Source organism: Dyella sp. C9 (assembly GCF_003332825.1).
Taxonomy (GTDB): Bacteria; Pseudomonadota; Gammaproteobacteria; order Xanthomonadales; family Rhodanobacteraceae; genus Dyella.
The window spans coordinates 139017-159549 of the sequence record NZ_QIRF01000008.1; the positions used below are offsets into that span (position 1 = coordinate 139017).

Below are 20533 nucleotides of genomic sequence, written 5' to 3' on the forward strand. Positions count from 1 at the left end.
GCCCATCGTGCCCGGGCGCTTGGGTAATGCGGTGGCGGTGACTACACTGGGGCAAACGATGTTCAAGGGGTGAGTCGTGTCTTCCGTCAATTCGCAGCCGGTCGTGGCCAAGCTCACCACGTCGGCGATTTTCCTGGTCCTGACGCTCAAGCCGGAGCCCGCGCATCGCGCGGTCGTGAGAGGGCTTTGCGCCGATCTTTCCGGCCTGTTGCGGGCGATAGGCTTTCGCGACCAGCAGGGCCAGCTGTCCTGCGTGATGGGTTTCGGCTCGGAGGCCTGGGACCACCTGTTCGGCCAGCCGCGCCCAGCCGAACTGCATCCATTCCAGGAGATCCAGGGCAAGCACCATGCGGTGTCCACCCCTGGGGACATCCTGTTCCATATCCGCGCACGCAGCATGGACCTTTGCTTCGAGCTGGCCACGCAACTCATGTCGCGCCTGGGTGACGCGGTGGCGACCGTCGATGAGGTACACGGCTTCAAGTACTTCGACGAACGCGACCTGCTCGGTTTCGTCGACGGCACCGAGAACCCGGTGGACCAGGCCGCCGTCGATGCGGCCATCATCGGCGCCGAAGATGCCGCTTTCGCCGGCGGCAGCTACGTGATCGTGCAGAAGTACCTGCATGACCTGAAGGCGTGGAATGCGGTGCCGGTGGAAGTCCAGGAAAACATCATCGGGCGCGCCAAGCTTTCCGACATCGAGATGGAAGACTCGGTCAAGCCGAGCTACGCGCACAGCGCGCTCACCACCATCGAGGAAAACGGCGAGCAGCTGGAGATCGTGCGCGACAACATGCCTTTCGGCGAAGTGGGCAAGGGCGAGTTCGGCACCTATTTCATCGGCTATGCGCGCTCGCCGCGCCGCATCGAGCAGATGCTGGAGAACATGTTCATCGGCCGCCCGCCGGGCAACTATGACCGTCTGCTCGATTTCAGCAAGGCGGTCACCGGCTCGCTGTTCTTCGTACCCTCGGCCAGTTTCCTGGATGCCGTAAGCGACTGAGGTGGTCTTGCACGGCGCGGTCGGTCAGCCGGCCGACTGCGCGTCGAGCAGCGTACGGATGCGCGCGGCATCCTCGGGCGTGGCGGGGTTGTAGACCACCATCGCCAGGTCGGGCCGGCCATCGACCGCGAACGCGGAATACTCCAGTGCGATGGGGCCGGCCAGCTGATGCCGCAGGCGCTTGGTGCCCTCGCCGTAGGTCTGCACGTCCTGGCTGCGCCACAGCGCGGCGAACTCGGGGCTCGTGGCGCTCAGTTCGTCCACCAGCGCCTGCACTTCGCGTGATGCACCCGCGCGTGCCACGTCGGCGCGGAACGTGGCGACGGCGAAACGGGCCACGCTCTCCCAGTTGTACTGCGCATCGCGCACGCGATGGCTGGAGAACATCAGGCGGAGAATGTTGCGCTGCGCCGGTGCAAGCTGGCCGTAGTCCGACAGCACCACGGTGGCGGCGCGATTCCAGGCCAGTACGTCCCAGGCGGGCGTCTTGACCAGGGCCGGGCTCAGCTCCAGCGCATCGAGCACGCGCTGCAGCCGGGGTGATACGGCTTCGGAGGCGTGATAGCGGATCACCGGGGGACGCCCCAGCGCAAGCAGGAACAGATGCTCGCGTTCGATCTCGCTAAGCAACAGCGCGCGGGCGATGCGATCGAGCACCTCGGCGGAAGGTGCGCCGCCGCGTCCCTGCTCGAGCCAGGTGTACCAGGTGGCGCTGACGCAGGCCCGTTGTGCCACTTCCTCTCGACGCAGTCCGGGAGTGCGGCGACGCTGCAGCGGGTAGCCCAGCGTGGCGGGGTCGAGCTTTGCGCGCCGATCCTTCAGATAAGCGCCCAGAAGGTTGTCGTGGTTGCCGCTCATGCTGGCTGTTAGTCCCTATACCCGTATAAGGCCACTACTTTTGTTCGACGAAGCGCGGATCAAGATTCTCCGGCATCCCCACTGGAGAGTATCGCAATGCATGTGTTCGTTACGGGTGCTACCGGTTTTGTCGGCTCCGCCGTGGTCAGCGAATTGCTGCGTGCGGGGCATCAGGTGCTTGGCATGGCCAGGTCGGACGAGGGTGCGGCGAAGCTGCGGGCCGCCGGTGCGCAGGTGCATCGCGGCGAGCTCGAGGACACCGACAGCCTGCGCAGCGGCGCTGCCCAGGCCGATGGCGTGATCCACACGGCCTTCATCCACGACTTCAGCCGCTTTGCGGCCAATTGCGAGATCGACCGTCTCGCCATCGAGGCGCTGGGCAGCGCGCTGGCCGGCTCGGATCGGCCGCTCATCGTCACCTCCGGCACCGGCCTGCTCGCGCCGGGTGGCGTGGCCACCGAAGACACGGCCCCTGCCTCGGGTCCGCACGCGCTGCCGCGCGTATCGGAGCAGACCGCGCTTGCACAGGCCTCGCGCGGGCCACGGGTCTCGGTGATCCGCCTGCCGCCATCGGTGCATGGCGAGGGCGATCACGGTTTCGTGCCGATCCTGATCGGCGTCGCGCGCGAGCATGGCGAGGCCGCCTTTGTCGGCGAAGGGCGCAACAGCTGGCCGGCGGTGCATCGCTTCGATGCGGCACGCGTGTATCGCCTCGCGCTGGAGAAGGGCGTGGGCGGTGCGCGCTATCACGCGGTGGCCGAGGAGGGCGTGCCGTTCCGCGACATCGCGGGAGCGATCGGCGAAGGCCTGGGCCTGCCGGTGGTCAGCAAGAACGCCGGCGAAGCCGCCGAATACTTTGGCTGGTTCGCGCACTTCGCGGCCATGGACAACCGCGCCAGCAGCGAGCGCACGCGCAGGGAACTGGGTTGGGAGCCCACGCAGCCGGGCCTGCTGAGCGATATCCGCAACGCCGGCTATTTCGGGCACTGATACCCGCCGCAAGCGAGGCACCCTTGGGTGCAATCGCGATCGGCCGAACCCGATGACCGCCGCCCGGCGGGTACGGGTGACGGTCCCACCTGCCGAAACCTGGCGCGGCCGGAGTGCGTCCTGTCCCCGCACTGATCCGGTGGGATTGAGTCGCCATGGGCTGCATCGACATGCCACCCCCGTGCCGCTCCTGGGCGGCCCGGCGGGTGGCATGCGTCTCGAACGTGTGTAGACTCCCGGGGACGACCGACGTCATCCGGGGCGTGAAGGTGTTGCCATCGGGTGAGTGAACGACAGCAGAGTGTTCCCTCCACGAACGAGGTACCTCCATGTTGATGCGTTGTGTTGCCTTCCTCGGGCTGCTGTTGCTGGCGACGCCCGTGCTGGCCAGCAAGCCTGCCGAAAGCGGTGCCGATGCGACCGCCGCTGTCGCCAAGGCCGACAAGCCAAGAACCACTTCCACCGGCACGCAGTTCGTGGTGCCCGCAGGCTGGTCCGTGCAGGCGAAGGGCCCCAAGGTGCTGCTGACGCCACCGGAGGCCGGTTCGCAGGCCGTGCTGGTGGACGTGAAGGCCGCCGATGCCGATGCGGCGGTGGCCGATGCCTGGAAACTCTACGCGCCGGCCAAGACCTGGCCGCTGCAGGTGGCCACCGACAGTTCGCCGCGCGACGACTGGGACCAGATTCGCGTCTACAACTACGAAACCTCGGCTAACGACAAGCGAACTGTCGAAGCCATCGCCTACCGTCGCGGCGGCCAGTACACCGTGCTGATCTACGACGTGGCCAATGCGGTGGGCGAAAAGCGCGCCTCGCAGCTGCGCGCCATCTCCGACCGGCTGCTGCCCAAGGGCTACAAGCGCGAGACCTTCGCCGGGCGCAAGGCGCACCCGCTGGACGAGCAGCGCATCGAGGCGCTCAAGGCCTTCGTGGAGTACGCGCGCAAGGCGTATGACGTGCCCGGCGTGGCGATCGGCCTGATCGACCACGACAAGGTAGTGTTTGCCGGCGGGCTGGGCGTGCGGGAGATCGGCAAGACGGAGCCGGTGGATGCCGACACCCTGTTCATGATCGCCTCCAACACCAAGGCGCTCACCACGTTGATGCTGGCGCGGCTGGTGGACCAGCAGAAGTTCACCTGGGACACGCCGGTCGTCGACGTGATGCCGTCGTTCAAGCTGGGCAATGCCGACACCACGCGGCAGGTGCTGATCCGCCACCTGATCTGCGCCTGCACCGGCATGCCGCGGCAGGACATGGAGTGGCTGCTCAACAGCCGCGATGCCACGCCGGAAACCGTGTTCAAGTCGCTGTCGGGCATGCAGCCCACCAGCAAGTTCGGCGAGCTGTTCCAGTACTCCAACCTGATGGCGGCAGCGGCCGGCTACATCGGTGCGCACGTGCTGTACCCGAACATGGAGCTGGGCGCGGCGTATGACCTGGCCATGCAGAAGCAGGTGTTCGATCCGTTGCACATGCGCGTGACTACCTTCGATTACGACCGTGCGCTGCTGGGCGACCATGCCACGCCGCACGGCCTCGATGTGGACGGCCATACCGCGGTGGCCGGCATGGGCATCAACGATTCGATCCGCGCCGCGCGCCCCGCGGGCGCCGCTTGGAGCGCGGTGAGCGACATGCTGCGCTACGTTCAGATGGAGCTGGACAACGGCCTGCTTCCCGACGGCCAGCGCTATGTGTCCAAGGAGGCCCTGCTGGAACGGCGCAAGCCGAACGTGGCCCTGGGCACCACAGCAACCTATGGCATGGGCCTGATGGTCGACCACACCTGGGGCGTCCCGGTGGTGCATCACGGCGGCGACCTGTCCGGCTTCCACTCCGACATGATGTGGTTGCCGGAGCAGGGCGTGGGCGCGGTGATCCTCACCAATGCCGATACCGGCATATTCATCCGTGGGCCGTTCCAGCGCCGCCTGCTCGAGGTGCTGTTTGACGGCAAGCCGCTGGCTCAGGGCGACATCGATGCCGGTGTGAAGCGGCTGAAGGCCCAGATCGCCGCCGAGCGCAAGCGACTGACTGTGCCCGCCGACCCGGCCGCCACCGCGAAGCTCGCGTCGAACTATCGCAACGCCGCGCTGGGCGGCATCCAGGTCGAGCACAACGGCGGCGCCACCGTGTTCAACTTCGGTGCCTGGCACAGCGAGGTCGCCTCGCGTCGCAACGATGATGGCAGCGTGTCGTTCGTCACCATCTCGCCGGGCGCGGACGGGCTGGAGTTCGTGGTGTCGGGCAGCCAGGCGCAACCGAAGCTGGTGCTGCGCGACGAACAGCACGAATACGTGTACGACGCCGCACCCTAGCCGGCAACGGGATCGCGCCGGCTGCGGCCGGCGCGATCCCGCGCTGAACGGCTGCCTTCCGCCACGCGGCGAAGAGGCCGCCGCGCGTTGTGGACGTCGATTCAAGCAAGCCATCTGCAAGCCACCATCCCGATAATGCCGGCTCACACACTCGGGAGGGTCGCATGAAATTGCTTTTTAAGCGCATGATTTTGACTGCTGGTCTGGGCCTGCTGCTGCCGCTGTCGGCTCACGCCGATCTGCCGGGCCGCCACCCTGCCTATCTGCATGCGCTGTCCAACCTGCGCGCTGCACGCTGGATGCTGGAGCACCGCGCGGGCGACGCCGCCGTCAGCGGCCAGGAAGACGTAGCCATCACTGAGATCGACCATGCGATCGACGAGATCAAGCATGCCTCGATCGACGACGGCAAGGACCTCAACGATCATCCGCCGGCCGACACCGCGATGGATCCGCCGGGTCGCCTGCATGCCGCACTCGACCTGCTTGGCCAGGTGCACAACGACATCGATCGCGAGGAAGACGATCCGCAGACGCGCGGTCTGAAGCATCGCGCGATGGCGCACGTTGACCAGGCCGCGCAGGCCGTGGAAAACGCCATCGGCGCCGCACGCTACCCGCGCTGATCGTTGTCTGGCGCCGGCCACCGCAGTCCCGCAACGGGCTGCGGTGGCCGGTGTCGTTTCAGGTGCTCGGCGCCTGCGTGACCTGCGCGGGAAGCGGGCCCAGGAAAATCGCCCGCAGCCGATCATTGCCGATCAGGCGCGCCAGTTCCGCGAACACGCAGTAGTTGGCGATGAGCACGATCAGCAGGATCTCGATGGCCCAGAAATGCGGCCAGTTGATGTGCGCCCACAACTGGCTGTTGGCCTCGCCGAGACTGGACGATTCCTTCCAGAACTCATACAGGTGTTCCAGGTAATGGATGATCGTCGCCACGATGGCGTAGATCAGCGTCTTCCATGCGGCATTCCAGATCAGCGGCTTTTCCGGAAAGCGGTTGATGAAAGGCAGCAGGTTGGCCAGCAACACCGACTTTCCCAGGATCAATGCCGCGACGATGATCGAGATACTGGTGGTCGGCTCGATGCCCGAACCCCGGGTCATCAGCGTGCGAACCAGTGCCAGCACGTGCAGGATCACGAAGAAGTAGATCGTGGGCGGCAGCATTTCCAGGAACTCATGCTTCACCGTTGCAGTGAACTTGCTCATGTTCCCCTCCTGACATGGTTGTCGATACCCGTGCTCCAAGACGTGGCCGACGGCGCGACATGTGCGCCTTCACCACGCAGTGCGGGCGGCGAGTCCGGTGACGGTGAAGGAGGATGGTTGACGCTCATCCTCCCGTTGAAGCGGCGCCGTCTGGCGGTCTGCATCGGCCCGGGGGACTGCGCGGCGGAACATAGCACGTCCCCGTAGTGCCGGATGTGCACGATGCGGACTCCGGCCGGAGGGTGAAGAGGGCGCGATGACGTCCACGCCCGCGTCACCCCGCTTACGTAAAGTGGCGCGGGTTGGTCATTGTGCTGCGGGCGCGACGCGTCGGGAGGACGTGCCATGAAAGCGTGCACTGAGCGTGGGTGGCTGGGCTGGGCTGGGGTGGCCCTGGCATGGCTGGGATTTGCGGGCGCGGCGCACGCCGACGACGAACTGGAAAGCCAGCGCATCGTCGGCATCGGCATCCAGCGCATGCCGGCCTGGCCCGGTTCGGACAATCAACGCAACGAGCCGGTGCCGTTCATCCTGGCCGAGTTGCCCTGTCACATCACCATCTCCACGCTCGATGGCCTCACCGTCGATTTCATCCACGCGGATGGGTGGCACGGTGGCATCTACGGCAACTACCAGTGGGGGCGCGACCGTTCCGAGCTGGGTAGCGAGCTGGAAGGCACCATCCCTTCGTTTTCGCCGCGCATCAGCGCCGGCGGTTACGTGGAATACGAGTTCGCCGACAAGTTCGAGGTCGGTTCGGACCTGAGCCACGATACCCAGGGCGCCGGCGCCTACCTGCGCGTGTACGGCAGCTATGAACTTCCGAGCATCGGCTACTGGATGCACGAAGTGGAGCTGCAGTGGCAGGCGATGAATGGGCCCGCCATGCGCCGTTACTTTGGTGTCACGCCTGCGCAGGCCATGCAGCTGGGCGTGGATTCGTGGCAGCCCACCGGCGGCACGCAGCAGATGGAACTCGAGTACAGCGCCTTCATGCCGACCAGCCTGCACACCGGCTTTGCGTTCATGCTCAACTACGCGCGCCTGCTGGGGCAGTCCAGCGGAAGTCCGCTGGTACATCGCTACGGCTCGTCCAACCAGTTCACCGGCACGTTGGCCTTCGTCTACCGCTTTCTCTAGTCGCAAGCCTGCGTGAAGTGGGCCAGGATGCCGCCGAGGCTGCGCAAGTCCTGGCTGTTGTGTCGCGCCACGCGGTGCAGGGCGGCGGCCGATCCGCCGCGCAGAAAGCCCAGCCACGCGGCGGGCGCCTCGGCGCCGGGCAGGTCGTCCTCGCGCACCACGCGCAGCAACTGGCGCTCGACGGTGGCGAGACGACAGTTCTCCCACACGCCGCGCCAGCGGCGGCGCACCGGGTGCAGCAGGTCGATATGGGCCAGGCCGTCGAGCGGTGACTCGCGGCGGTGCAGGCGCAGGCGCGTCTTCAGCAGTGGCGCGTCGTACGACTTGCCGTTGTAGCTCACCAGCACCGTATCGGGTCGCAGCCACGAGACGAAGCAATCGAGCATGGCCGCCTCGCCGGCCAACGTGCTGATCAGCAGCTGGCGTTCGCGAAACTGGCCCTTGTGCCAGTCGGCCACGCCGATCATGAAGGCGCGCGTACCCGTGCCGCCCGCCAGTCCGGTGGTTTCGGTGTCGAACAGCAGCAGCCGTTCGGGCTCGATGTCCGCATCGATCCGCGCGAAGCCGGCATGGAAGCGACCCGGCGAGGGCGGCCAGGCGCAGCGCGTCTCGCTCAACTGCAGGCCGGGCGCAATGGTCTGTCCGGGCAGCGGCGTCGGTTCGCTTGCACGCACCGGCGCACGGTCGGTGCGACGTCGCACGCCGAGCAGGGCGCGCAGGTTGTCCGGCATCGGTTCGGGGCGCCGCACGGTAGCTGGCGCGGGGGCCTGCACGCCGGCCTGCCTGCGCAGGCCACGCAGTTTGTCGGCGAGCGCGCTCACAATGCCACGATCAGGTCGAGCACGCGCGTAGCGAGTGATTTCAGTGGGGCATCACCGTGTTCGTCGGCAGCGAGCACCGGGCCCACGCAAGCCGGGCAACCGGCGCGGCAATCGCAGCGCAGCACCAGCTCGCGCGCCAGCCGCACCAGGTCCTCGCGCCGCTCGTACAGCGGCGCGCTGAGCCCGACCCCGCCGGGAAACGCATCGTAGAGATACAGCGTGGGTACGAACGGCCCCTGCGTGACGGCGTCCGTTTCGCCAAGGCTGGTGCGCAGCTGCGCACGGCCGTTCGCATCGGGCGTGGCGAACCAGGCGCCATCGCCGCTGCCGACGGCCTTTTGCAGGTCGCGTGCCTCGGCCATTACCGCCACCGTGGCAACGATGTGCAGCGCGTGCGCGGCGGCGAGGAACCCGTCGAGTGCCTGCTGGCGGTGATCGAAGGCCTGGTCCAGCGCGCGCTGCGGCAGCTGCCACCACACGGCGGTGGTGTGCAATTCGAGGTCCGGCAGATTCACCGGGCCGTAGCCGATGTTCTCGTGTGTGTAGTAGCGGATCTTCTTGTAGCCGGCCACGCGTCGCGCCACGTGCACCTCGCCGTGGTGCGTGCTGCCGGCGCCGGCCGGCGAGCCGTCGAAGGCCTCCAGCACCTTGAGCTTGGTGTAGTCGATGGCGTCGGTGTAGTAGTCGGCCTGGGTGCGCGTGACATAGGCCTTGCGTCCCTCCCAGTCGAGCTTCTCCACCTGGTAAGGCGTGGACTGCACCATGTGGATGGCGCCTTCGTAGAGGGTGAGCGCGGCGGCGCTGTAGTCCACCTCGGCGATGATGGTCTGGCGGCCGTTGGTACGGTCCACCACCACGAAGTTGCCGTCCGCCACCGAGCGCAGCGACACCGCATTGGCCGGGTAGCTGTCGGCGATCCACTCGAAGCGTTCGCCCTCCTGGTGCAGCACGCCTTCCTCGGCAAGCACCTGCAGCCACGGCGTGGCGTCCTGCATGCCGAACAGCTCGCCGAGGCGAAACGGCAGCTCGAATGCCGCGCAGCGGATGTGGTCGAGCAGGATCAGCGGCTGGTCCGGCGCGATGCGTGCGTGCTCGGGCGGCGCGCCCTGGAAGAACTCCGGGTGGCGCACCAGGTACTGGTCCAGCGGATCGCTGCTGGCCACCAGCACGCCCAGCGAGGCCTGCTGGCGGCGGCCGGCGCGTCCAAAGCGCTGCCAGGTGGCCGCCACGCTGCCGGGGTAGCCGTTGAGCACCACCACGTCGAGCGCGCCGATGTCCACGCCCAGTTCCAGCGCCGAAGTGCTGACGATGCCGTCGACCTGTCCCGCGCGCATCTCGCGCTCGGCGGCGCGGCGCTCGGTGGGCAGGTAGCCACCGCGATAGGCGCGGATGCGCGGCGGCTTGCGCGGATCGTTGTCGAACACGTCCTTGAGGTACTTGGTGAGCACTTCCACCATCAGGCGCGACTGCGCGAAGACCAGGGTCTTGAGGCCCGCGCGGATGGCCGTGCGCGCGATGCGGTTGGATTGCGAACGCGCGGAGGCGCGCAGGCCGAGGTCGGGGTTCACCACCGGCGGATTCCACAGCAGCACGTGCTTCTCGCCCACCGGCGCGCCGCTGTCGGTGATGGCGGTGACCGCTTGCTCGATCAGTGCGCTGGCGTGCTCGGCCGGGTTGCCGATGGTGGCCGAGCACAGGATGAACTGCGGCGTCACCCCGTAGAACGCGCACACGCGCTGCAGCCGGCGCAGCACGTTGGCCACGTGCGAACCGAACACGCCGCGATAGGTGTGCACCTCGTCGATCACCACGTAGCGCAGGTTCTCGAAGAACTGCGCCCACTTGGTGTGATGCGGCAGGATCGCCTGGTGCAGCATATCCGGGTTGCTCACCACGATGTCGCCGTGCAGGCGGATCGCCTGGCGCGCATCGCCCGGCGTGTCGCCGTCGAAGGTAAAGGCCTTCACGCCCAGCTCGCCGGCCTGGTTGAGTTCGAGCAGCTCGGCCACTTGGTCCTGCGCCAGCGCCTTGGTGGGAAACAGGAACAGCGCCTTGGCGCGCTGGCGGATCGCCGCACTGATCACCGGCAGCGTGTAGCACAGCGACTTGCCGGACGCGGTGGGCGTGGCAATCACCACGTGCTTGCCGGCCGCAGTGGCATTCCACGCCTGGGCCTGGTGGTCGTAGAGCTGCTCGATGCCCCGGCTGCGCAGGGCCTGGACCAGTGTGGCCGGCATGTCGCCGGGCAGCGGTGCGTAGCGACCCTCGCGGCCGGGTTGCACGAAGCTGCCGGTGATGCGGTCGGCGTATCGCCTGGCGAGGCGCCTGGCCAGCTGATCGCCGCCCGCGACCGGTGCGGCCAGCGCGCCATCCCCGCGCACGGCGCGCTGGGCGAAGGGATTGGGCAAGGCATTCATCGGCGCGCTCCGTCCGGCTGGGAACGGCATTGCAGCGGGGAGGCGTCTCAGTTGTTGAGACGGCAGGACTCTGGCCCCTCTCCCCTTGGAGAGGGGTTGGGTGAGGGTGCGGGGCTTGCGTAGCACCCAAGCGCGCCCCTGGCAGCCCCACTTAAGCGTTTCATAAGCCATCCGCCGCATAATGGCCGCGCCTTTCCCCACCGGCGGCGCTGGAGCTTCTGTTTCGTGCATATCCTTCTGGTCGAAGACGACGCCCAGCTGGGCAGCGCCATCGAGCGTGCGCTGGAGCGCCTGGGTTACACGGTGTCATGGCTGCGCGACGGGCGCAGCGCGCTCAATGCCATCCGCGACCGCTCTGCCGACCTGGTGCTGTTGGACCTTGGCCTGCCCGGGCGTGATGGCATCGACGTGCTGGTGGAGGCGCGCCGCGCGCGCATCGATACGCCGGTGCTGGTGATGACGGCGCGCGATGGCCTGTCGGCCCGTGTCGACGGGTTGGACGCAGGTGCCGACGATTACTTGATCAAACCGTTCCATGTGGAAGAACTGGCCGCCCGCATCCGTTCGCTCAGCCGACGCATGCGCGGGTTGGCGGTGAACTGCATCGAGGTGGGCGCGCTCAGCCTGGACCTGGGTTCGTCCGAAGTGCTCTTCCGTGGCCAGCCGGTGGAGCTGACGCGGCGCGAGTTCGCCTTGCTGCAGGCCCTGATGGAAAGCGCCGGCCGGCTGGTGCGGCGCGAGAGCCTGGAGAATTCGCTTTACGGGCTGGACCACGTGGTGGGCAACAACGCCCTCGAGGTGCTGGTGCACGCGCTGCGCAGCAAGCTCAGCTTCGAGACCATCCGCAATGTGCGCGGCTTCGGTTACATGATCCCGCGGGATCCCCAATGACGGCCACCAGCCTGCAGGGACGCCTGCGCTGGCTGATCCTCGGCGTGCTCGCGCTGGTGCTGGTGCCGCTGGGCATCTTCAGCCTGCAACGCACCATCCATGAAGTGGCCGAATTGTCCGATGGCCGCCTGGCCCAGTCGGCGCGAACGCTGCAGGTGATGATCCGCAACATTGGCCTGCCCGCGCTGCAGCAGCATGCCGGCGACCAGGGCGTGGTGGTGCCGATCACCGCCAAGTCGATGCAGGAACTGGTGCTGCACGGCCATACCTACGAATCGGAGGTGGGGTTCCAGGTGTTCGACCACGATGGCCGCACGCTGATGGCCACCGGCAACCTGGGTGCGTTGCCGCCACCTGCCGCGGGGCAGGTGGGTTTCACCGATGTGCGGCTGGGCCGCTATCGCTGGCGCCTGTTCACCCTGCCGCCGACACCTGACGGCGTGGTGGTGCGTTCGGCCGAACGATACGACAGTCGACGCGACATCACGCGCGCCCTGTGGATGGAACACGCCTTGCCGCCGCTGATCGCCTTGCCGGTGCTTGCCCTGCTGGTGGGCTGGGCCGTGCGCCGCGGCCTGCGTCCGCTCGACGCGCTGGCCGGCCAGTTGGCCCGTCGACGCCCCGGCAGCCACGAGACACTGCGGATCGCCGACGCGCCGCGCGAACTGGAGCCGGTGTTGGCGGCGCTCAACGACCAGTTCGACCAGCTTGAAGATGCACTGGAACGCGAGCGCCGCTTCAGCGCCGACGTAGCGCACGAACTGCGCACGCCATTGGCGTCCACCATGATCAACCTCGAGAACGCGGAGGCGAGTCGCGATTCGCGCGAGGGCGATGCCGCGCTGGCCAGCGCACGCGAAAGCCTGGCGGCGCTGGCGCGTCGCGTGGAGCAACTGCTGTCGCTTGCACGGCTGGAGAGCAGTTCGCGCAAGCAGCGGCGCACCGAAGTCGACCTGCTGGCGGTGGCGCGCACCGTGATCGAGGAGCTCTCGCCGCTGATTGCCGACAGCGATGCCGAGCTTGATGTCATCCTGCCGCCTGGCCATCTGGCCGTGCAGGGCCACGAGGTGGCCTTGGCCGCATTGATGCGCAACCTGCTGGAGAACGCGCTGCGCCACGTTCCCGATGGCGGACAGGTGCAGTTGGCGATAAGGGCGGAGGGAGCCGCGGCGGTCATTGACGTGGTCGACAACGGCGAGGGCATTGCGCCCGAACGCCGTGCGGCCGTGTTCGCCCGTTTTCATCGCGAGGCCAGCAGCCGGGGTGAGGGTTACGGGCTGGGCCTGTCCATCGTGCAACGTGCCGCGCAGCTGCACGATGCCTCGATCGAACTGCTCGACTCGCCGCTGGGTCGCGGCCTGCGCGTGTGCGTGCGCATTCCCCTCATCGACGGCCGGATACCGTCCGCGGCGGCTTGATCGGAACCACGAGGCCGCTTTACAAAGTGAACGCTAAGAGAGATTCGCTAGGGTAGGTATTCCCCTGCCGTGCATGGATTTCTCGGTGTTTCTCCACAAGATTTCGCGCCTGCCGCCCATGGTCGCCGCCCATCGCCTCGCCGCGGTGCTGATGGCGGCGACCGTGGCCGGTTGCGCAACCTATCGCCCCGAGCCGTTGCCCGAGCAGGCCGAGTCGGCTTCCTCGCTGCAGCAGTTGCATGGCTATCACGCCGGCGGCCAGCCACTGGATACGGTGGCGGTCGAGCAACTGGTGCTGCTGAACAACCCCGACCTGCGCAGCGCGCAGGCACGTCATGTGCAGGCTCAGGCCCAGCGGGTGCAGGACAGTGTGCTGCCCAACCCGGTGGTGAGTGGCAGCGCCGGCTATCTGACCGGTGGCGTGGGGGACGCCACCGCGTGGACTGCCTCGATCAGCGAGGACATCACCGCGCTGATCACGCTGCGCCCCCGCCGCGTAGCGGCAAAGGCGCGGGCCGACGCCGTCGATGCCAGCCTGCTGTGGGAGCAGTGGCAGACGCTGGGCAAGGCGCGCCTGCTGGTGATCGACCTTATCGAGCAGCAGCGCCTGATCGCCTTGCAGCGGCAGGCCGTGCAGGCGCTGGAATATCGCCAGTCGCAGCTGCAGGCGGCCGTGGCCGACGGAAACATGGAGCGCCTTGGCAGCGCTGCGGACCTGGCCGCCGCCGCCGATGCGCGCAGCAGCCTCAACGACCTGGAGCGCCGTCAGCTCGACAGCGAGCAACAGCTGCATGCCTTGCTTGGGCTCAAGCTCGAGGTGGCGTTGCCGCTGGTGGATTGGTTGCCGGCACCGGCGCTGGATGCGGTGGCGATACGCAGCGAGGCGGGCAGCATCCGTCAGCGTCGGCCCGATCTGGTGGCCCTGCAACTGGGCTATCAGGCGCAGGAGGCGAGCCTGCGCGCCGCCGTGCTCGCGCAGTTTCCGCCGCTCTCGTTCGGCTATGCCGCCTCGCAGGACAACAGCCGGGTACGCAACGGCGGACCGGCCGTGACCTTCGCGCTGCCGCTGTTCGACCGCAACCAGGGCAACATCGCGCTGGCGCGCGCCACCCGCGAACAGCTGCACGTGGAATACGGCGCCAGGCTGGCCAGCGCGCAGGACGAGGTGGACGACCTGCTGGCGCAGTACGCCCAGCTGCAGCAACAGCGCCGCGCACTGGCTCCCGCGATGAATGAAGCCGCGCAGGCCGCGCGGCAGGCCGGGCACGCGGCGCAGGCACAGCTGCTGGATGTGCGCGCGCACACCGACCTGGAGTTCGCCGCGCTCAATCGCCGCATTGCGGATGTCTCCATCGAACAGGCCATGCTGGAACAACAGGCAGCGCTGGAGCTGCTGGTTGGGCAAGGCATGCCCACTTCACTGCAACAGGATGTGTTTGCTCCATGACTGCGCGACTTCCATGGCTGGTTCCCGCGATGCTCGTGCTGCTGGCGGGCTGTGCGGCCGATGATGATGCCGACAGGGGCAGCGTGAGCGCCGCCGTGAGCACGGTGGCGGTGCACCAGGGCAGCATGCCCGAGCGTCTGTCGGCCTATGGCACGGCCGGCCCCGCAACCGACGCGGTGCAGGTGCTTGCCGTGCAGGCCTCCGGGCGGGTGAGCCACTGGGCGGTTACGGCCGGCAGCCGCGTCACGCGCGGACAGCGCCTGCTCAGTTTTGAACTGGCGCCCGCGGCCGTGGCGGCCTGGCGACAGGCCCGCGATGCGCTGTCACTGGCGCAATCGCAGCGCACCCACACCGCCCAACTGCTGGCGCAGCAACTGGCCACGCGCGACCAGATGGACCAGGCCGACAAGGCCGTGCGCGATGCGCAGTCCAGCCTCGATGCGCTCACACGCGCACAGGGCAGCGAGGCGACGCTGGAGCTCACGGCACCATTCGACGGCACCGTGGTGGCCATCAGTGCCGTGCAGGGTGACGTGCTGCAGCCGGGTTCGGCGCTGCTCTCGGTGCAGCGCCAGGATGGGCTGGTGATCACGGCAGGCATCGAGCGCGATGCACTGCCGCGCGTGCAGCCGGGGGCGGAGGTGGAGCTGGTGCCGCTGGATGCTACTGCGCCCATGCATGGCAAGGTGCGTCGCGTGGCGCAGGCGCTCGATCCGCACACGCATCTGATCAACGTGGAGATCGTGCCCGATGGCACCCCGGTGAGCGGCGAGGCCTTTCGCGCCGACATCGTGGTGGGCCAGTGGCAAGGCTGGCTGTTGCCGCGCGATGCGGTGCTGGGCGACGAGTCGCAGCGTTACGTGTTCCAGGTCGCCAAGGACCACGCGGTGCGCGTGCCGGTGCAGGTGCAAGGCGAGACCGACAGCATCAGTGTGGCCACGGGCGGGCTCGATGCCTCCCGTCCGCTGGTGACCGAAGGTGCCACGCAGCTCGACGACGGCATGGCCGTGCGTGCCGGCACGCCGGAAGTGCGCCCATGAGTGCCGGCAGCTGGCTTGCCCGGCATGCCCGGGCCATCGTCATCGTGGCCTTTGCACTGGCCCTTGCGGGGCTGGCGAGCGCCTTCACCCTGCCGGTGGGCCTGTTTCCGCAAGTGTCGTTTCCACGCGTGGTGGTGGACCTGGATGCCGGCGACCGGCCCGCCGACCAGACCGCGCTGCTGGTGACGCGACCGGTGGAAGAGGCCATCCGCACCGTGCCCGGCGTGGAGGGCTTGCGCTCGGAAACCACGCGGGGCTCGGCGCAGATCTCCGTCGACTTCGGCTGGGGACGCGACATGATCGCCTCGACGCTGCAGGTCGACTCGGCCATCGCGCGCGTGCTGTCCAGCCTGCCTGCCGGCGCCAGCTACAACGTGCGGCGCATGGACCCCACGGTCTACCCGATCATCTCGTACGCGTTGCAGTCGGATCAGCTGTCGCCGGTGGCGTTGCGTGACCTTGCGCAGTACCAGCTGGTGCCCTTGCTGGCTTCGGTACAGGGGCTGTCGCATGTGGACGTGCAGGGCGGCGAAACTGCCGAAGTGCAGGTGGATGCCGACCCGGCCAGGCTCGTCCAGTACGGCCTGGGGCTGGACGACCTGGCCAACGCGCTGCAGGGCGCCAACCAGCTGCAGGCGGTGGGGCGCCTGCAGGATCGCAACAAGCTGTACCTGGTGGTGGCCGATCATTCGCTGCAAAAGCTCGATGCCATACGCCGCATCGTGGTGAAGAGCGATACCCACGGCTGGGTCAGGCTTGGCGATGTGGCGAGCGTGCACGACGGCTACGTGCCGCAATGGGTGAAGGTGAGCGAGGACGGCAAGCCGGCCGTGCTGCTCAACGTGTACGAGCAGCCCGATGGCAACGCCGTGCAGGTTGCGGCCGAGGTGCGCGCGCGACTGGCCGGCTTTCGCCTGCCCGCCGGCGCAACCCTTCGCAGCTGGTATGACCAGAGCGAGCTGGTGATGGAGTCCGCGCACAGCGTGCGCGATGCCGTGCTCATCGGCCTGCTGCTGGCGGGCAAGGTGTTGCTGCTGTTCCTGCGCAACCTGCGTGTCACGCTGATCGCGCTGCTGGTGGTGCCGGTGACCCTTGCGGTAACCGTATTGCTGCTGCAGGTGCTGGGCCTGAGCTTCAACATCATGACGCTGGGTGGCATTGCCGCCGCGGTAGGCCTGGTGATCGACGACGTGATCGTGATGGTGGAGCATGTGGCGCGCCGCGCGGGCGCCGAAGGCTCGTCCGGTGCGGACGACGTATTGCCGGCAGCGCGCGAGTTCCTGCCGCCGCTGACCGGCTCCAGCCTCGCCACGCTGATCGTGTTCGTGCCGCTAGGCCTGTTGAGCGGCGTCACCGGCGCATTCTCCAAGGCCTTGTCGATCACCATGGCCAGCGCGCTGGTGGTGTCGTGGCTGGTCACCGCCTGGGTGGTGCCGCCGCTGTTGCGGCGGCTGGTCGACTTCAGGCGCTGGTATGACCCGGGGCTGGCCGGTGAGGGCGTGCTGGCGCGCGTGCACGCATGCCTGTACGACGGCATCGCCCGTCGTCCGGCGACGATGCTGCTGGCATGGGTGCCGCTGCTGGCGCTGGGTGCATTGGCCTATACGCGCGTATCCACGGGTTTCATGCCGGACGTGGACGAGAGCGGCTTCGTGATGGACTACTACACGCAACCGGGCACCTCGCTGCCGGAGACAGCGCGGCAGGTGGCCCAGGTGGAGGCGATCCTGCGCGCCATGCCGGAGGTGGACACCTTCTCGCGGCGCCTGGGCACCGGCCTCGGCGGGGACCTTGGCCAGTCCTATCACGGCGACTTCTTCGTGCGCCTGAAGCCAGACCATGCACGTTCCACCGAGGACGTGATGAACGACGTGCGCGAACACGTGGAGCACGAGGTGCCCGGCGTCGAGGTAGAGCTGGCGCAGTTGATGGAGGACCTGATCGGCGATCTCACCGCGGTTCCACAGCCGATCGAGATCAAGCTCTACGCAGCCGATCCGCGTGAACTGGTGCCGCAGGCGCAGAAGATCGCCAAGGCCATCGCGGATATTCCCGGCGTGGTCGAGATCAAGGACGGCGTGCAGCTCGCGGGCGACGCGCTGAATGTGGATGTGGATGCCGACAAGGCCACCGTGGAGGGCATGACCGTGGCCACCGTGACCCAGGCCGTGAACGATGCACTGAGCGGCGTGGTCGCCACGCAGCTTCCGCTGGCCACCAAGAGCGAGGGTGTGCGCGTGCGCATGCCCGGTGCCATGCAGTGGCGCCTGCCGCAATTGTCGTCGTTGCCGGTGCGCGCACCCGACGGCCACCTGTTCCCGTTGAGTCGCGTGGCCACCATCACGCCGGTGAGTGGCCAGCCGCAGATTTCTCGCGAAGACCTGCAGCAGATGGTGGCGGTGACTGCCCGCATCGAGGGGCGTGGCATGGGGGCGGCGGTGGCGGACGTGAAACACCTGCTCGCCCGGCCCGGCATGCTGGGTGCGGACATGCGCTACGAGCTGGGCGGCCTCTACCAGCAACAGCAGATTGCCTTCGTGGGCTTGAGCAAGGTGTTCCTGATGGCGCTGGTGGCCGAGTTCGTGCTGTTGCTGTTCCTCTACGGGCGCACTCGCCTCGCGCTGATCGTGATCGCCTGCTCGCTGTTCTCCGCCACTGCGGTGTTCATCGCGCTATGGGTGTGCGGCGTCGACCTCAACATCACCGCGATGATGGGCATGACCATGATCATTGGCATGGGCACGGAGATGGCCATTTTCTACGTATCCGAATACGTAGCCATGGCCGGGCACATGCCGCACGCCCAGGCGCTCCGCGAGGCCAGCCGCAACCGCTTGCGACCGATCACCATGACCACGCTGGCGGCCATCTTGACCTTGTTGCCGCTGGCCCTGGCATGGGGCGCAGGCGCGGGCATCCAGCAGCCACTGGCCATTGCCATCATCGCCGGACTGGTCCTGCAATATCCGCTGGTGCTGTTGGTGGTGCCGACGATGATCGGCCTGACCTTGCCGCGCGAGCACGCGACACCCGCGCATTGATCAACACAGGCCATTGGGCCGGGGCACGTCGATCATGGCGGCGTGCCGGATCGCGCAGTGCCGGTGCGCGACGGGATGCAGTGCTCAGCAGGCCGATTCGGACCGCGTCTGCAGCTCGGCGCTGGTGCGGCGAAGCAGGGGGTCGGGCAGCGGCGCCTTGGGCAGCAGGTGGTCACCGTCATCCCCGTAGACCACCCGGTTGCGTCCATCGCGCTTGGCGCGATACAGCGCGTTGTCTGCGTCGATCATCAGCTGCCGTAGCTCGAAGCCGCTGCGATCGGTGGAGGCGATGCCGAGGCTTGCGGTGATCAGCACGTGGCGCGTCTCGCCCCACAGCGGCACGGCCGCCACGGCCTGGCGCAGTCGCTCGGCACGTTCCAGCGCGGCGGACGGGCTGCAGTCGGGCATCAGGATGGCGAACTCCTCCCCGCCGAGGCGGCCGAACACGTCGCGCCCGTCCAGGTGATGCAGGCACGCCGCCACCGCGCGCTTGAGCACCAGGTCGCCGATCACATGCCCATGGGTGTCGTTGACCTGCTTGAAATGATCCAGGTCGAGCAGCACCAGGCAGGCGCTGCGCGTAGCCTTGGCGGCGTGGCGAAGCACCAGTTCGGACTGGTCCACGAAATGCTGGCGGCTGGATATGTCGGTGAGGCCGTCACGCGTGGCCAGCCGCTTGAAGCGCAGCTGCGAGCGCTTGGTGCGCAGCAGCCAGATCGCGATCGAGGCGAGCACGGTCAGCAGCAGGGCGATGTAGAGCCGGCTGGTTTCCATGGCCTTGCGGTCGAGCTGGCGCTGAAGCTGCAGTATCTGGTTCTGGCGATTGAGCGAGTCGACTTGGCTCTTCTGCGCCTGCACCTGCTGCTTGATGGTTTCGTAAGCCAGCGCCCCTGCGGTGACGTCGCTGAGGTAGCCCTTGTCCACCTGCATGTATTTTTCGTGGAAGGCGAGAGCCTCCCTGGCATGGCCAAGTTGGGCCTCGATCTCGTAAAGGAGTTCATAAGCGCGCCTCAGTGGCTCGCTGAAGGCGCCCCCGTGGTCTGCCACGATGGTGGACATCGCGTAGTTGCGGGCGCGATGGAGATCGCCCTGGCTGAAATAAGCTTGCGCCAGCAGCACATTGAAGTACTGCATGAGCATGGGGTAGTTGTATGACTGTACTTCGGCGTAGTGGTCCTGCAGCAGGCGGATTGCGTCGGCACCCTGGCCCTTGCGCAGATAGAAGCCCGCCAGGTCGCTGCGTACAGCGTTGGCGAACAGCGAGTCGTTGTCCTTGGTGCAGCGGTCGATGCCCTGGTCGAACTGCGCCTGCGTCAGCTGGGGATTGTTGCTCTGGAACAGTGCCTGCAGCCTGTAACGCGCCGCGTGGCATGCGTTCTTGCCCGGAGGGGCGTTGTCCAGCATCTGGTCGGCGTAGTTGATGGCCTGTCCGTACTGGTGCATGGCGATGAGGAACTGGGCAGCTTCGCCCATCGCCGCGTAGCGCGCTCCCTTGTCGGCGACCTTTGGCAGCAACTCCGTTAGGCGGTTGAGCTGGATGAAGGCTTCTTCGTAGCGATGGTTGAAGCCGAAGGTGTCCACCATCGTGGCCATGGCGCGCAGGCGTAGCGCCGGGTTGTTGGCGTGCTCGGCAATATCGCGCAGCGCACTCATGGCGCGCGATTCGTTGCCTTCGAACACGGCCTGCCAGGCTTCGAGATAGCGTAGCGACCACTGCTCGTCGAGCGGAAGGCTGTCGGCTATCGGGTGCAGTTGTGCGAGTATCCTGAGGAACTCGTCGTGGTCCGAGGTCTTGATGCTGGTGGCACGCTGCAGCATCTGCTCTGGCGATTCGGTGGTGGGCATGGCCTGCACGGCCATGCCCACACAGATGCCCGTGAGAGCGATGAAGCTCCCTATCCAATTCCGACTCGCCTTGCCAAGCCGGAACA

Annotated in this window: 15 protein-coding genes; 10 read left to right on the forward strand and 5 right to left on the reverse strand. The window is 67.5% G+C overall.

Translation table 11 applies throughout. The annotated features are described in order from the left end of the window. Positions 1-76: 76 nt before the first annotated feature. Positions 77-1006, forward strand: coding sequence for a Dyp-type peroxidase (locus DVU99_RS11770; protein ID WP_114240398.1), 930 nt, complete (start codon positions 77-79; stop codon positions 1004-1006). Positions 1007-1030: 24 nt separating this feature from the next. On the opposite strand, the gene DVU99_RS11775 is transcribed toward DVU99_RS11770, so the two are convergent. Beyond that, entirely contained in the window at positions 1031-1864 is an 834-nt protein-coding gene (locus tag DVU99_RS11775; protein WP_114240399.1) for a helix-turn-helix transcriptional regulator, read from the reverse strand. A gap of 96 nt (positions 1865-1960) precedes the next feature. On the opposite strand from DVU99_RS11775, the gene DVU99_RS11780 reads away from it, so the two are divergent. The 3 genes from DVU99_RS11780 to DVU99_RS11790 all read left to right on the forward strand — a co-directional run bounded on the left by DVU99_RS11780 (position 1961) and on the right by DVU99_RS11790 (position 5801). Further along, on the forward strand, positions 1961-2854 hold the full coding sequence (locus DVU99_RS11780; RefSeq protein ID WP_114240400.1) for an SDR family oxidoreductase: 894 nt from the start codon (positions 1961-1963) through the stop codon (positions 2852-2854). 329 nt (positions 2855-3183) lie between these two features. Then, the gene (locus DVU99_RS11785; RefSeq protein WP_232823574.1) at positions 3184-5175 is read left to right on the forward strand and encodes a serine hydrolase; all 1992 of its coding nucleotides are present in this window, start codon (positions 3184-3186) and stop codon (positions 5173-5175) included. A 164-nt stretch (positions 5176-5339) separates the two neighbouring features. Beyond that, entirely contained in the window at positions 5340-5801 is a 462-nt protein-coding gene (locus DVU99_RS11790; protein WP_198670287.1) for a hypothetical protein, read from the forward strand. A gap of 58 nt (positions 5802-5859) precedes the next feature. Here DVU99_RS11790 and DVU99_RS11795 read toward each other — a convergent pair whose 3' ends face one another. After that, a complete protein-coding gene (locus tag DVU99_RS11795) occupies positions 5860-6387 on the reverse strand; it encodes a hypothetical protein (protein WP_114240402.1) in 528 nt (175 codons plus the stop codon). 345 nt (positions 6388-6732) lie between these two features. On the opposite strand from DVU99_RS11795, the gene DVU99_RS11800 reads away from it, so the two are divergent. After that, entirely contained in the window at positions 6733-7527 is a 795-nt protein-coding gene (locus DVU99_RS11800; protein WP_114240403.1) for a MipA/OmpV family protein, read from the forward strand. On the opposite strand, the gene DVU99_RS11805 is transcribed toward DVU99_RS11800, so the two are convergent. Continuing rightward, positions 7524-8348, reverse strand: coding sequence for a ribonuclease H-like domain-containing protein (locus DVU99_RS11805; RefSeq protein WP_232823575.1), 825 nt, complete (start codon positions 8346-8348; stop codon positions 7524-7526). The two genes, DVU99_RS11800 and DVU99_RS11805, sit on opposite strands and share 4 nt — an antisense overlap. Continuing rightward, entirely contained in the window at positions 8345-10765 is a 2421-nt protein-coding gene (locus DVU99_RS11810; RefSeq protein WP_114240404.1) for a DEAD/DEAH box helicase, read from the reverse strand. The genes DVU99_RS11805 and DVU99_RS11810 overlap by 4 nt, the downstream gene beginning before the upstream one ends. Before the next feature lie 225 nt (positions 10766-10990). Here DVU99_RS11810 and DVU99_RS11815 point away from each other — a divergent pair, with 225 nt between their 5' ends. From DVU99_RS11815 to DVU99_RS11835, 5 genes are all read left to right on the forward strand, one after another. Beyond that, entirely contained in the window at positions 10991-11656 is a 666-nt protein-coding gene (locus tag DVU99_RS11815) for a response regulator (RefSeq protein WP_114240405.1), read from the forward strand. Next, positions 11653-13074, forward strand: coding sequence for an ATP-binding protein (locus tag DVU99_RS11820; protein WP_114240406.1), 1422 nt, complete (start codon positions 11653-11655; stop codon positions 13072-13074). The genes DVU99_RS11815 and DVU99_RS11820 overlap by 4 nt, the downstream gene beginning before the upstream one ends. An 85-nt stretch (positions 13075-13159) precedes the next feature. After that, positions 13160-14521 (forward strand): TolC family protein, encoded by a 1362-nt coding sequence (locus DVU99_RS11825; protein ID WP_157971421.1) that lies wholly within the window; start codon positions 13160-13162, stop codon positions 14519-14521. Then, complete coding sequence (locus DVU99_RS11830; protein WP_114240408.1) at positions 14518-15561, forward strand: efflux RND transporter periplasmic adaptor subunit; 1044 nt, start codon at positions 14518-14520, stop codon at positions 15559-15561. Before DVU99_RS11825 ends, DVU99_RS11830 begins: the two co-directional genes overlap by 4 nt. Beyond that, positions 15558-18602: an efflux RND transporter permease subunit gene (locus tag DVU99_RS11835; protein WP_114240409.1), complete on the forward strand. Its 3045-nt coding sequence runs from the start codon at positions 15558-15560 to the stop codon at positions 18600-18602. Before DVU99_RS11830 ends, DVU99_RS11835 begins: the two co-directional genes overlap by 4 nt. Positions 18603-18686: 84 nt before the next feature. Here DVU99_RS11835 and DVU99_RS11840 read toward each other — a convergent pair whose 3' ends face one another. Beyond that, positions 18687-20447: a GGDEF domain-containing protein gene (locus DVU99_RS11840; RefSeq protein ID WP_157971422.1), complete on the reverse strand. Its 1761-nt coding sequence runs from the start codon at positions 20445-20447 to the stop codon at positions 18687-18689. Positions 20448-20533: the final 86 nt, after the last annotated feature.